The sequence below is a fragment of the Streptomyces sp. DH10 genome (genome assembly GCF_029813805.1).
Taxonomy (GTDB): Bacteria; Actinomycetota; Actinomycetes; order Streptomycetales; family Streptomycetaceae; genus Streptomyces; species Streptomyces coeruleofuscus.
In genome coordinates this window covers 56,393-68,742 of sequence record NZ_JARVKU010000019.1, presented here as the reverse complement: position 1 = coordinate 68,742, position 12,350 = coordinate 56,393, and the positions used below count along the sequence as shown (strand labels likewise).

Below are 12,350 nucleotides of genomic sequence, written 5' to 3'. Positions count from 1 at the left end.
GTCATGCCGGAGAAGACGCTCCCGATCCTGCCGTGCCGGGCCCTCCCGCCGGTCCTCGAGTTCTACACCGCCCTCGGCTTCGAGGTGACGTACCAGCAGCGCAGCCCCAACCCGTACGCGGTCGTCGAACGCGGCGGCATCGAGCTTCAGTTCTTCGCGATGAAGCACTACGAGCCGACCGGCTCGATCAGCACCTGCTACGTCCTGACCGACGACGTCGACGGCCTGTACCAGGCGTTCCGGGCCGGGCTCAAGGCGGCGTACGGCAGGATCCCCACCCGGGGCCTGCCGCGGGTCGGGCCGCTCAAGGACATGTCGTACGGCGTGCGGCAGTTCCTCATGACCGACCCGGGCGGCAACTGCGTCCGGGTGGGGCAGCGCACGGGCGGGGAGCGGCACCACGGGCCCGCCCCCGAGGAGACGTTCGCGCGGGCCCTGCACCACGCGTCCCTCCTGGCGGACTCCAAGGGGGACGCGGCGGGCGCCGCCAAGGTCATCGACCGGGTGCTGCGCCTGACGGACGAGACGCCGACGCGCGTACAGCTGCTTCAGCTCCTCGTCCTGCGCGCGGACATCGCGGGGCGGCTCGGCGACGAGGAGAGGGCGGCGACCGCCCTCGCCCGGGCCGCCGCGCTCGACCTCACGGAAGCCGAACGCGACCAGGCCCGCGACGCGCTCACGCGCCTGGAGGACCTGCTGGCGGCGTCTCGGCCGTGAGGCCGCGCAACAGCTCCGGCAGCGCCGTGCCGATGGGTTCGCGGACGATCTCGTCGGCACGGTCGTCGTACGGCGTCGGCTCGGCGTTGACGATGACGAGCCGGGCGCCGTGGTCGGCGGCGACACCGGCGAGGCCGGCGGCGGGCTGGACCTGGAGGCTCGTACCGACGGCGACGAACACCTCGCAGGCCTTGCTGATGGCGGCCGCCTCGCCGAGGACGACCGGGTCCAGCCGCTCGCCGAACATCACCGTCGCCGGCTTCAGGACGCCGCCGCACTCCAGGCACGGCGGGTCGTCCTCCCCGGCCTCGACCCGTGCGAGCGCGTCCTCCATCGAGCCGCGGGCGTGGCAGCCGGTGCACACGAAACCCCGTGCCGTGCCGTGCAGTTCGAGGACCTTGCGGGCGGGCATCCCGGCGAGCTGGTGTAGCCCGTCCACGTTCTGCGTGATCACCCGGACGGGCACCCCGGACCGCTCCAGTTCGGCCACCGCCCGGTGCGCGGCGTTGGGCTCCGCCTGAAGCGTCCCGATCTCGCGCCGCATCCGCCAGGAACGGCGGCGGATCTCCGGGTCGGCCATGTAGTACTCGTACGTGACGAGCTTCTCGGCCTCCGGATCCCGCCGCCAGAGCCCGTTCGGCCCGCGGTAGTCCGGGATCCCGGAGTCCGTGCTGATACCGGCGCCGGTGAGGAGCGCGACGAGGGGCTTGGCCATGGCACCGAGGGTAGGACGGGCCGTACGACAGCGGCGAGCGGTTATCGAACGGGACGTCGGCGGGTGAACGGCCGGAGCCGGTCAGTACACCCGGTGCCCGTTCTCCAGCTCCGCCGTGCCCGAGCCGTCCGCCAGGACGTCCAGACAGGCCAGGACACGGCGGCCGAGGGCGCCCGGCAGATACTCGGTCAGCTCCTCGCGCGGGACCAGCCGCCAGGACAGCAGTTCCTCCTCCTGGAGGCGGATCGCCTTCAACTCGTCCTCGCCGAGCACCCCGCCGTCGTACAGGTACGACACCAGCGGCGGACGCCCCGTGCCGTGCACCCAGTCCACCGCCAGCAGCCTGCCGAGCTCCCGGTCCAGCCCGATCTCCTCGGCCGTCTCGCGCCGTGCGCCCTGCCGCGGGGTCTCGCCGTCGTCGGACTCGATCGTGCCGCCGGGCAGCGCCCAGCCCTCCCGGTAGTTGGGCTCGACGAGCAGCACCCGGCCCTCGCCGTCCCGGAACAGCGCGGCGGCGCCGGCCAGGACACGGGGCAGGGACGCGATGTAGGCGGCGAAGTCAGAAGAGGTCGTCATCAGGGCAGGGTAACCACCGGATGACGGCTCAGCCGCGGGGGAAGACGCAGCAGACCTCAGGCCTCCTGTTCCGCCAGCCGCAGCGTCCGCTCGGCCAGCTCGCTGATCCGCACCCCGTCGAAGCCGAACACCGCGCTGCGGACCGTGTCCTCCAGCGGGACCGTCCACTGGTCCGGGATGGCCGCGGCCCCGCCGAACACACCCGCCACCGACCCCGCCGTCGCACCGTTGGAGTCGGTGTCCAGGCCACCGCGGACGGTCAGGGTGATGGTGCGGGTGAAGTCGCCGTCGCCGTAGAGCAGGCCCGCGGTGAGGACGGCGGCGTTCGGGACGGTGTGGATCCAGCCCATGCCGGTGGTCTCCTCGGTGACCGTGGTGAGCGTGTCCTCCCAGGACATCCGGGTGTCGTGCAGGGAGACGACCCGGCGCACCGTGCGGGCCAGGCGGCTGCTCGCCGGGATCACGGCCAGGGCCTCGTCGACCGCGTGCCGCACCGTGGGCGCCGTGAACGCCGCCGCGATCAGCGCCGCCGCCCACATCGCCCCGTAGACCCCGTTGCCGGTGTGCGAGAGCACCGCGTCCCGCCGGGCCAGCGAGGCGGCCCGGCGCGGCGCGCCCGGGCAGGTCCAGCCGAAGACGTCGGCCCTGATCAGCGCCCCGATCCACTCCTGGTAGGGGTTGTCGTACGTCGCCGTCAGCGGCGGCTTGAGCCCGTTCGCGAGGTTGCGGTACGCGGCCCGCTCGGCGGTGAACGTCTGGAGATACGGCAGCCGCAGCAGCCACAGGTCTCCGACCTGCTCGGTGCTGAAGCCGAAGCCGTGGGTCTCCAGCAGGTCCAGGCCGAGGATCGCGTAGTCGACGTCGTCGTCACGGCAACTGCCGTGGATGCGGCCGCGCACGCACTGGCGCCACTCGGGCCGCAGCTCGAAGCCGTCACTCTCGCTGATCGGCTCGGGCAGGTAGTCGGTGAGCGGCAGTGCGGCGGCCTGCCGGAGGTAGCGGTCGATGCGGTCGCGCGTCCAGACCTCGCCCTGCTCGACCGGTTTGCCGAGCATGTTGCCCGCGACGCGGCCCTGCCAGCCGCCGAGGATGCGGTGGGTGAGGTCTGTCCGGGTGTGCGCTGGGGGCATGGTTATGGTCTACCCGTTTTCGGCGCGCCGAGGGGCGGGGGACTGCGGTGCGTTCGCGGCTGCCGGTGCGCTGTGGCTGGTCGCGCCCGCGCGGCGGCAGCCGCATGTATGGCACAGCCCCGCGCCCCTGAGTAGGGCACCTCCTGGTCCATGGGATGGGCACAGGCTGACGGCCGGGGCGTCCGCCGGTTAAGGTCGCAGCGGCGCGACTGGCCCTGACGTGCGTGAGGGCCCGGAGAGCAAGGGGAGTGCAAGTGGCGGACGCAGCAGTGAGCGATGCCCGGAAGACACAGCGGGTGCTCGTCGCCGCGGACAAGTTCAAGGGGTCGCTGACGGCCGTGGAGGTCGCCGAACGGGTGACGGCCGGGCTGCGCCGGGCCGTACCGGACGTGGAGGTCGAGGCGCTGCCCGTGGCCGACGGCGGCGACGGAACCGTGGCCGCGGCGGTCGCCGCCGGGTTCGAGCGCCGGGAGGTACGGGTCGCCGGTCCGCTCGGCGACGAGGTGACGGCGGCGTTCGCGCTGCGCGACGGCACCGCGGTCGTGGAGATGGCCGAGGCGAGCGGCCTCCAGCGGCTGCCCGCCGGGGTCTTCGCACCGCTCACGGCGTCCACGTACGGCTCCGGCGAGCTGCTGCGGGCCGCGCTGGACGCGGGTGCCCGCACGATCGTCTTCGGGGTCGGCGGCAGCGCTACCACGGACGGCGGCGCCGGAATGCTGTCCGCGCTGGGCGCGCGCTTCCTGGACCCGGACGGCGAACCGGTACCCCCGGGCGGCGGCGGCCTGGCCGGTCTGGCCACCGCCGACCTGTCCGGCCTCGACCCCCGCCTCGCCGGCATCGAGCTGGTCCTCGCGAGCGACGTCGACAACCCGCTGACCGGCCCGAAGGGCGCGCCCGCGGTCTACGGCCCGCAGAAGGGCGCCTCGCCGGACGACGTGGCGGCCCTGGACGCCGCCCTCGCGCACTTCGCGAAGGTGCTGGAGGAGTCGGCCGGACCGAAGGCCGCCCGGTACGCCGCCTCGCCCGGCGCGGGCGCGGCGGGCGGCATCGGCTACGGCGCGCTGCTCCTCGGCGCCCGTTTCCGCCCCGGCATCGAGGTCATGCTGGACGTCCTGGGCTTCGCGCCCGCCCTGGACCGTGCCGACCTGGTGATCACCGGTGAGGGCTCCCTCGACGAGCAGACCCTCCACGGCAAGGCCCCGGCGGGCGTCGCCGCGGCGGCCAGGGCGGCCGGCAAGGAGGTCGTAGCGGTCTGCGGCCGCCTCGCCCTCCCCCCGGAAGCTCTGGGCCGTGCCGGAATCCGCCGGGCCTACCCCCTGACGGACGCGGAGCCGGACGTGGCGAAGTGCATCGCCGAGGCCGGGCCGATCCTGGAACGGGTGGCGGAGCGGATCGGGCGGGACTTCCTGACCTGACCCGTCAGGGAAGGGGGATCAGGTCACCGTCCGGCTCCCTGAAGTAGCTGCCGCTGCCGAGACCCTCCACCTGGCCGTTCTTGAACCACTGCTTCGACATGCGGTGCACGGTCTTGGCGGTGAGCTCCCACACCAGGGTGTGGCCCGAGCCGGCGAGGCAGAACATCAGCTTCTTGGGTCCCGGGACGGCCGCGTAGAGGGCCGGCACCGAGAAGCGGACAGGGTCGGGGAAGGTTGCGGGGCTGTTGGCGGCCCGGTCGTTCTCCCCGTAGACGATGAGCACGGGAACCCGTTCCCCGAGGACGCGTGTGCCGGCCGGGTTCTGGTGCGGCACCGTCTCCTTGCTCCAGCCCCACCAATAGGTGTTCCGGTACCGCAGGATGCCCTCGTACTCACCCGGTGCCACCTCGGGGCCCCACTTGCTGCCGAGCGGGTCGTTCTCCATGCAGGCCTCCCAGGCGAGGTCCACGATGCCGGGCTCCCGCAGGGCGGGGTTGCCGTCCAGCCCCGTCCTGAACCCTGTCTTGGTGCCGACGTGCATCGGGAAGCCCGACATGGGCAGCGTCTGCGCCTCGGACGGGCGTCCGAAGGGGGCGGCGGGATTGCCCGACCACCGTCCGTTGGGAGGGAAGACGGGGGCGAGCAGGAGCAGGCTCTCGACGTTGCCGGGGTTCTGGAGGGTGTAGGGGCCCATGATGGCCGCGCCCAGGGAATAGCCGATGAAGCGGATCGGCTTGTTCCTGCCGGGCAGGCCCTTGATGAACTTGACGACCGCGTCCAGCTCCGCCCACTCACTCTCCGAATTCCCCAGCTGGTACGGGTACGGGGGCGGGGGAGGGCAGGGCTCCTCGAGCGGATTGGGGACGAGGGCCTCCTGCTGCGTCGGGTTGGCGTTGCACGGATCGTCCATCCTGGGGCGCGGCGACCGGCCGGAGCCCTGCAGGTCCATGAGGAAGACGTCGTAGCCGTCGTCCGCGAGTTCCTGCGCCCAGCTGTACCGGGTGGCGGAGCCGCCGGGCACCGGGGCGAGGTCGAACGCGGCCAGCTCCGGCACGCTTCTGCCGTGCAGCATCAGCACCGGCTTGGGCGTGTGGCTCGGCTTGGTGCCGTTGTACTCCCGGACGGGCAGTTTCACCGTGTCGTCGAAGTTCGCGGGGATCTGGGACTTGAGCGTGACCTGATGCTCTATGAGGGTGGGTGAGGACATGACCGTCTCCCGGTCTCGAAGGGGGAGGAACTCGCTGAAACCCCCCTGTTCCACCCTCCTCTTCCTGCGTTTCTCCCGCAAATCGTCCTGAATCAGAGGTAGTTGACCAGTCAAGGGCAATGAAGGGGAGGCCGGGAGGCCCTTGAACGCGAAACGGATGTGGCCCGAGCCTCCGAGGCTCGGGCCACACCCGTCGGTGTCGGGAGGAGATCAGGGCAGCTGCGCTGCCCGCGCTTCCCTGCGGTTGTCGCGGAAGGTGTTCACCCGGCGCGCCGTGGCGAACAGCGGGATCGTCGCCGCCATCACGATCTGCAGTGCGCAGCCCATCTGGAGCATTACCTGGCCGCCGGGCGCGTCGAACGCCCACGCCGCCAGCAGGCCCATGGCCGACACGATCCAGGCGAGCACCGCCACCGCGAGGATGCCCCGCGGCTTCGGGTACTCGACCCGGCTCACCATCAGCCAAGCGGTACCGACGACCGCCAGCAGCGTCGCCTCGAACGGCAGCTCGAGCAGCACGATCGAGACGACCGTGAGCGCACCGAACGGTGAGGGCATGCCCTGGAACGTGCCGTCCTTCACGGTGACGCACGAGAACCTGGCAAGCCGCAGCACCACCGCCAACAGCACAACGATCGCGCCCACCGCCGCGACCCGCTCATGCGCGTCACTCGCGACCATGCCGTACACGAGCACGAAGTACGCGGGCGCCAGACCGAAGCTGATCAGGTCGGACAGATTGTCCAGCTCCGCACCCATCGGCGACGACCGCAGCTTGCGGGCGACGAGGCCGTCGAACAGGTCGAAGACGGCGGCGCACAGCATCAGTATCACGGCCGTGGCCGCGCTGTTGCGGGCCATGCCCGAGTTGTCGCCCGACAGGTGCGGGATGAGGATGCCGGTGGTGGTGAAGTACACCGCCATGAAGCCGCACGTCGCGTTACCGAGCGTGAGCGTGTCCGCTATCGACAGCCGGAGAGACAGCGGCAGCTCTTCCGCGTCGTCGTCCTCGTCCTCGGCGACCCAGTTCGTGGCCTGTGTGTCGGGATCAATCACGGTCAATTCGAGTCACCCCCGCAGTCGTGGTCTGACCAACCTCGACAGCGACGTCGACACCTTCCGGAAGGTAAATGTCAACGCGCGATCCGAAGCGGATCAGGCCGATGCGGTCGCCCTGCTCGACCTTGGTGCCCTGCGGGACGTACGGGACGATCCGCCGCGCGACCGCGCCGGCGATCTGCACCATCTCGATGTCACCGAGCTCGGTGTCGAAGTGCCACACCACGCGCTCGTTGTTCTCGCTCTCCTTGTTGAAGGCGGGAACGAAGCCACCGGGCACGTGCTCGACGGACGTCACCGTGCCGGACAGCGGCGCGCGGTTGACGTGTACGTTGAGCGGGCTCATGAAGATGGCGACGCGAGTGCGGCCGTCCTTCCACGGCATGATGCTCTGCACCACACCGTCGGCGGGCGAGATGACCCGGCCCTGGCCGATCTCGCGCTCGGGGTCGCGGAAGAACCACAGCATTCCCGCCGCGAGCGCGGTGGCGGGAACGGCGACGGCCCTGGCCGCGCCGGAGCGGCGGGCACGGGCCAGGCTGAGGGCTGCGGTGGCGACGGTCGGAAGGAGCCACGGCGATGCTCCGCGCGCGAGGCGTACGCCGGCCCGGCTGTCGCGAGATGCAGAGGTTTGGCTGTGGGGCATGGATGACCTTCGTAGCGGATGATGCCGCACTCTGACGGGGGACGGCGGCTTTCCGGCGATCGTAGCGGCTCGGGGCCCTAACTGGGTAAGCCAGGAAGCCGAGTCGGCGTCCCAAGAGTGCTGACGGGGTGTGATCTTCTTCTCCAAGAAAACACCCCGTATCCGGACATCTAGCCCTGGAATCGATACTCTTCGAGCAGTCGCCGACCGATGATCATTTTCTGGATCTCGGCGGTACCTTCACCGATCAGCAGCATCGGCGCCTCACGATAGAGGCGCTCGATCTCGTACTCCTTGGAGAAGCCGTAGCCGCCGTGGATCCGGAAGGCGTCCTCCACGACCTCCTTGCAGTACTCGGAGGCGAGGTACTTCGCCATCCCAGCCTCAAGGTCGTTTCGTTCTCCGGAATCCTTTTTGCGTGCCGCGTTCACCATCATCGCATGCGCGGCCTCGACCTTGGTAGCCATCTCGGCCAGCTTGAACTGGATCGCCTGGTGCTGGGCGATCGGCTTGCCGAAGGTGTGACGCTGCTGCGCGTACTGGACGCCCAGTTCGAACGCACGCTGAGCGACGCCGCAGCCACGCGCCGCCACGTTGACACGGCCGACCTCCACGCCGTCCATCATCTGGTAGAAGCCCCGGCCGGTGACCCCGCCGAGCACGCGATCGGCGGGAATCCGCAGGCCATCCATGATGAGCTCGGTGGTGTCGACCCCCTTGTAGCCCATCTTGTCGATCTTGCCCGGGATGGTGAGGCCGGGACGGACCTCGCCGAAACCGGGCTCCTTCTCGACCAGGAAGGTCGTCATCGACTTGTGGGGCGCGGTGCCCTCGGGGTGACCTTCGTCACTTCGCACCAGAACGGCCACTAGGGACGACGTCCCGCCGTTGGTCAGCCACATCTTCTGGCCGTTCAGGACGTACTCGTCGCCGTCCTTCACCGCCTTCGACGTGATCGCCGACACGTCCGAGCCGAGAGCCGGCTCCGACATCGAGAAGGCACCGCGGATGTCACCGGCCGCCATCCTCGGCAGGAAGTGGTCCTTCTGCTCCTGCGTGCCGTGCTGCTTGAGCATGTACGCCACGATGAAGTGCGTGTTGATGATGCCGGACACCGACATCCACCCGCGGGCGATCTCCTCCACGCACAGCGCGTACGTCAGGAGCGACTCGCCCAGACCCCCGTACTCCTCGGGGATCATCAGGCCGAACAGGCCCAACTCCTTCAGCCCGTCGACGATCGCTTGCGGGTACTCGTCGCGGTGCTCCAGCTCGGTCGCGACCGGGATGATCTCCTTGTCCACGAAGTCCCGGACGGTGGACAGGATCTCCTGCTGGATGTCCGTCAGACCGGCGGTCTGGGCGAGTCGCGCCATGGCTACTTCTCCTGCTCCTTGAGCTCGGGGCGGCCCGGCTGCTCGCCGCCGCGCTCCTTGATGTACGTCTCGGTCGGCACCATGACCTTGCGGCGGAACACGCAGACCAGCGTGCCGTCCTGCTTGTAGCCCTTGGTCTCGACGTAGACGATGCCGCGGTCGTTCTTCGACTTCGACGGCCACTTGTCGAGCACGGTCGTCTGGCCGTAGATCGTGTCGCCGTGGAAGGTCGGCGCCACGTGCTTCAGCGACTCGATCTCCAGGTTGGCGATCGCCTTGCCGGAGATGTCCGGCACGGACATGCCGAGCAGCAGCGAGTAGATGTAGTTGCCCACGACGACGTTCTTGCCGAAGTCCGTCGTCTTCTCCGCATAGTTCGCGTCCATGTGGAGCGGGTGGTGGTTCATGGTGAGGAGACAGAACAGGTGGTCGTCGTACTCCGTGACCGTCTTGCCCGGCCAGTGCTTGTACGTCGCCCCGACCTCGAACTCCTCGTAGGTGCGTCCGAACTGCATCGCGCTCAGGCCTCCGGGATCTCGAACTTGCTGGTGCGCCGCATCCCGGCGGCGCGTCCCTTGCCCGCGATGACCAGGGCCATCTTGCGGCTGGCCTCGTCGATCATCTCGTCGCCGAGCATCGCGGAGCCCTTCTTGCCGCCCGCCTCGGACGTGTAGTAGTCGTACGCGTCCAGGATCAGCTCGGCGTGGTCGTAGTCCTCCTGGGACGGCGAGAAGATCTCGTTGGACGCCTCGACCTGGCCCGGGTGCAGCACCCACTTGCCGTCGAAGCCGAGCGCGGCGGCGCGCTGGGCGACCTCGCGGTAGCCGTCGATGTTGCGGATCTGGAGGTAGGGGCCGTCGATCGCCTGGAGGTTGTTGGCGCGGGCGGCCATCAGGATCTTCATGAGGATGTAGTGGTAGGCGTCCGCCGGGTAGCCGGGCGGCTGCTCGCCCACGACCAGCGACTTCATGTTGATGGACGCCATGAAGTCGGCCGGGCCGAAGATGATCGTCTCGACGCGCTGGGAGGCCTGCGCGATCTCGTTGACGTTGTTCAGGCCCTGGGCGTTCTCGATCTGCGCCTCGATGCCGATCTTGCCGACCTCGAAGCCCATGGTCTTCTCGATCTGCGTCAGCAGCAGGTCGAGGGCGACGATCTGCTGGGCGTCCTGGACCTTCGGCAGCATGATGCAGTCGAGGTTCTGGCCGGCGCCCTCGACCACCGTCACGACGTCGCGGTACGTCCACTCCGTCGTCCAGTCGTTGACGCGCACGACCCGCGTCTTGCCCGTCCAGTCACCCTCGTTGAGGAACTTGACGATGGTGTGCCGCGCCTCCGGCTTCGCGAGAGGGGCGCACGCGTCCTCCAGGTCGAGGAAGACCTGGTCGGCGGGGAGGCCCTGCGCCTTCTCCAGGAAACGGGGGTTCGAGCCCGGTACCGCCAGGCAGGAACGCCGGGGGCGAAGGCGGTTGACCGTGGTCATGCGGAGACCTCCAGGGGGTCGAGCTTGTTCGCTTTCCGGATCTCGTCGACGATGCGGCCGATGATTCCGGTGATGTCGAAGTCCTTCGGGGTGAAGACCGCTGCCACTCCGGCTGCCCTGAGCTGCTCGGCATCCCCGTTCGGGATGATGCCACCGGCGATCACCGGGATGTCTGTGGCACCGGCCACACGCAGCCGTTCGAGCACGTCCGGCACCAGCTGGGCGTGCGAGCCGGACAGGATGGACAGGCCGACCGCGTGCACGTCCTCCGCGAGGGCCGCGTCCACGATCTGCTCGGGCGTCAGCCTGATGCCCTGGTAGACCACCTCGAAGCCGGCGTCACGCGCGCGTACGGCGATCTGCTCCGCGCCGTTGGAGTGTCCGTCCAGGCCCGGCTTGCCGACCAGGAAGCGCAGCTTGCCCACGCCCAGGTCCTTGGCCGTGAGATCCACCCTGCGGCGCACCAGGGCCAGCGTGCTGCCCTCCTCGGCGGGGACGGCCACCGGCGCCGAGGAGACACCCGTGGGCGCCCTGAACTCGCCGAACACCTCGCGCAGGGCCCCGGCCCACTCGCCGGTCGTGACTCCGGCGCGGGCGCACTCCAGGGTGGCCTCCATGAGGTTCTCGGTGCCCCGGGCGGCCTCCTTCAGCTTCTCCAGCGCCTTGCAGGGCCGCGGGTGGTTGAAGGGCGGCTGGTAGCGGCTGTCGCGCCACTGCTGGAGCGCGGTGATGACGCGGGCCTCGACCTCCGGGTCGACCGTCTGGATCGCGGTGTCCAGGTCGGCGGTCAGCGGGTTCGGCTCGGTGCCCTCGAAGGCGTTGACCCCGATGATCTTCTCTTGGCCGGACTCGATCCGGCCCCGGCGTTCCGCGTGCGAGGCGACCAGCTGCGACTTGAGATAGCCGGACTCGACGGCCGCCATCGCGCCGCCCATCTCCTGGATGCGGTCGATCTCCGCGAGCGAGGCCTCGACCAGTTCGTCCACCTTCGCCTCGATGACCTTCGAACCCTCGAAGATGTCCTCGTACTCCAGCAGATCGCTCTCGTACGCCAGCACCTGCTGAATGCGCAGCGACCACTGCTGGTCCCAGGGACGGGGCAGACCGAGCGCCTCGTTCCAGGCGGGGAGCTGCACGGCACGCGCGCGTGCGTCCTTGGAGAGTGTCACGGCCAGCATCTCGAGCACGATCCGCTGGACGTTGTTCTCCGGCTGCGCCTCCGTCAGGCCCAGGGAGTTGACCTGGACGCCGTACCGGAAGCGGCGGTGCTTGGGGTTCTCGATGCCGTACCGCTCGCGGGTGATCCTGTCCCAGATGCGGCCGAAGGCGCGCATCTTGCACATCTCCTCGATGAAGCGGACGCCCGCGTTCACGAAGAAGGAGATCCGGCCGACGACGTCACCCATGCGCTCCTGGGGCACCTGTCCCGAGTCGCGCACGGCGTCGAGGACGGCGATCGCGGTGGACATCGCGTACGCGATCTCCTGGACCGGTGTGGCGCCCGCCTCCTGCAAGTGGTAGCTGCAGATGTTGATCGGGTTCCACTTCGGCATGTGGGAGACCGTGTACGCGATCATGTCCGTCGTCAGCCGGAGCGACGGCACCGGCGGGAACACGTGCGTACCGCGGGAGAGGTACTCCTTGACGATGTCGTTCTGGGTCGTGCCCTGGAGCTTGGTGATGTCCGCACCCTGCTCCTCGGCGACGACCTGGTAGAGCGCCAGCAGCCACATGGCCGTGGCGTTGATGGTCATCGAGGTGTTCATCTGCTCCAGGGGGATGTCCTGGAACAGCCGGCGCATGTCACCGACGTGCGCGATCGGCACGCCGACCCGGCCGACCTCGCCGCGGGCGAGGATGTGGTCGGAGTCGTAGCCGGTCTGCGTCGGCAGGTCGAACGCCACCGACAGACCCGTCTGGCCCTTGGCGAGGTTGCGCCGGTACAGCTCGTTGGACGCCTCGGCCGTGGAGTGACCGGCGTAGGTCCGCATGAGCCACGGACGGTCCTTCTGACGCTCTGTCATCC

The 12,350-nt window shown here is 69.7% G+C and carries 12 protein-coding genes; 2 read left to right on the top strand and 10 right to left on the bottom strand.

What is annotated here, in order from left to right; all coding sequences use genetic code 11:
- Positions 1–3 precede the first annotated feature (3 nt).
- The gene (locus QC385_RS31965; protein WP_279544838.1) at positions 4–717 is read left to right on the top strand and encodes a bleomycin resistance protein; all 714 of its coding nucleotides are present in this window, start codon (positions 4–6) and stop codon (positions 715–717) included.
- Here the strand turns inward: QC385_RS31965 and QC385_RS31960 are convergent.
- The 3 genes from QC385_RS31960 to QC385_RS31950 all read right to left on the bottom strand — a co-directional run bounded on the left by QC385_RS31960 (position 677) and on the right by QC385_RS31950 (position 3,138).
- Positions 677–1,432, bottom strand: a complete 756-nt coding sequence (locus QC385_RS31960) for an SIR2 family NAD-dependent protein deacylase (RefSeq protein WP_279544837.1) — start codon at positions 1,430–1,432, stop codon at positions 677–679. The two genes, QC385_RS31965 and QC385_RS31960, sit on opposite strands and share 41 nt — an antisense overlap.
- An 81-nt stretch (positions 1,433–1,513) precedes the next feature.
- Positions 1,514–2,008: an NUDIX hydrolase gene (locus QC385_RS31955; RefSeq protein WP_279544836.1), complete on the bottom strand. Its 495-nt coding sequence runs from the start codon at positions 2,006–2,008 to the stop codon at positions 1,514–1,516.
- A 56-nt stretch (positions 2,009–2,064) separates the two neighbouring features.
- Positions 2,065–3,138, bottom strand: coding sequence for an ADP-ribosylglycohydrolase family protein (locus QC385_RS31950; RefSeq protein ID WP_279544835.1), 1,074 nt, complete (start codon positions 3,136–3,138; stop codon positions 2,065–2,067).
- Between the two features lie 296 nt (positions 3,139–3,434).
- On the opposite strand from QC385_RS31950, the gene QC385_RS31945 reads away from it, so the two are divergent.
- Positions 3,435–4,553, top strand: coding sequence for a glycerate kinase family protein (locus QC385_RS31945; RefSeq protein WP_279544940.1), 1,119 nt, complete (start codon positions 3,435–3,437; stop codon positions 4,551–4,553).
- Positions 4,554–4,557: 4 nt separating this feature from the next.
- Here the strand turns inward: QC385_RS31945 and QC385_RS31940 are convergent, their stop codons facing one another.
- The 7 genes from QC385_RS31940 to QC385_RS31910 all read right to left on the bottom strand — a co-directional run bounded on the left by QC385_RS31940 (position 4,558) and on the right by QC385_RS31910 (position 12,348).
- Positions 4,558–5,760, bottom strand: a complete 1,203-nt coding sequence (locus tag QC385_RS31940) for an alpha/beta fold hydrolase (RefSeq protein ID WP_279544834.1) — start codon at positions 5,758–5,760, stop codon at positions 4,558–4,560.
- Positions 5,761–5,970: 210 nt separating this feature from the next.
- Positions 5,971–6,822 (bottom strand): CDP-diacylglycerol--serine O-phosphatidyltransferase, encoded by an 852-nt coding sequence (gene pssA / locus QC385_RS31935; RefSeq protein WP_279544833.1) that lies wholly within the window; start codon positions 6,820–6,822, stop codon positions 5,971–5,973.
- Positions 6,809–7,465: a phosphatidylserine decarboxylase gene (locus QC385_RS31930; RefSeq protein WP_279544939.1), complete on the bottom strand. Its 657-nt coding sequence runs from the start codon at positions 7,463–7,465 to the stop codon at positions 6,809–6,811. Before QC385_RS31930 ends, pssA begins: the two co-directional genes overlap by 14 nt.
- A gap of 170 nt (positions 7,466–7,635) precedes the next feature.
- Positions 7,636–8,841 carry an acyl-CoA dehydrogenase family protein gene (locus tag QC385_RS31925; protein ID WP_279544832.1) on the bottom strand — a complete coding sequence of 402 codons (1,206 nt, stop codon included), beginning with the start codon at positions 8,839–8,841 and terminating at the stop codon, positions 7,636–7,638.
- 2 nt (positions 8,842–8,843) lie between these two features.
- Positions 8,844–9,356: a MaoC family dehydratase gene (locus tag QC385_RS31920; RefSeq protein ID WP_279544831.1), complete on the bottom strand. Its 513-nt coding sequence runs from the start codon at positions 9,354–9,356 to the stop codon at positions 8,844–8,846.
- Positions 9,357–9,361: 5 nt separating this feature from the next.
- Positions 9,362–10,324 carry an HpcH/HpaI aldolase/citrate lyase family protein gene (locus QC385_RS31915; RefSeq protein WP_010038783.1) on the bottom strand — a complete coding sequence of 321 codons (963 nt, stop codon included), beginning with the start codon at positions 10,322–10,324 and terminating at the stop codon, positions 9,362–9,364.
- Entirely contained in the window at positions 10,321–12,348 is a 2,028-nt protein-coding gene (locus QC385_RS31910; RefSeq protein ID WP_279544830.1) for a protein meaA, read from the bottom strand. The genes QC385_RS31915 and QC385_RS31910 overlap by 4 nt, the downstream gene beginning before the upstream one ends.
- Positions 12,349–12,350 lie beyond the last annotated feature (2 nt).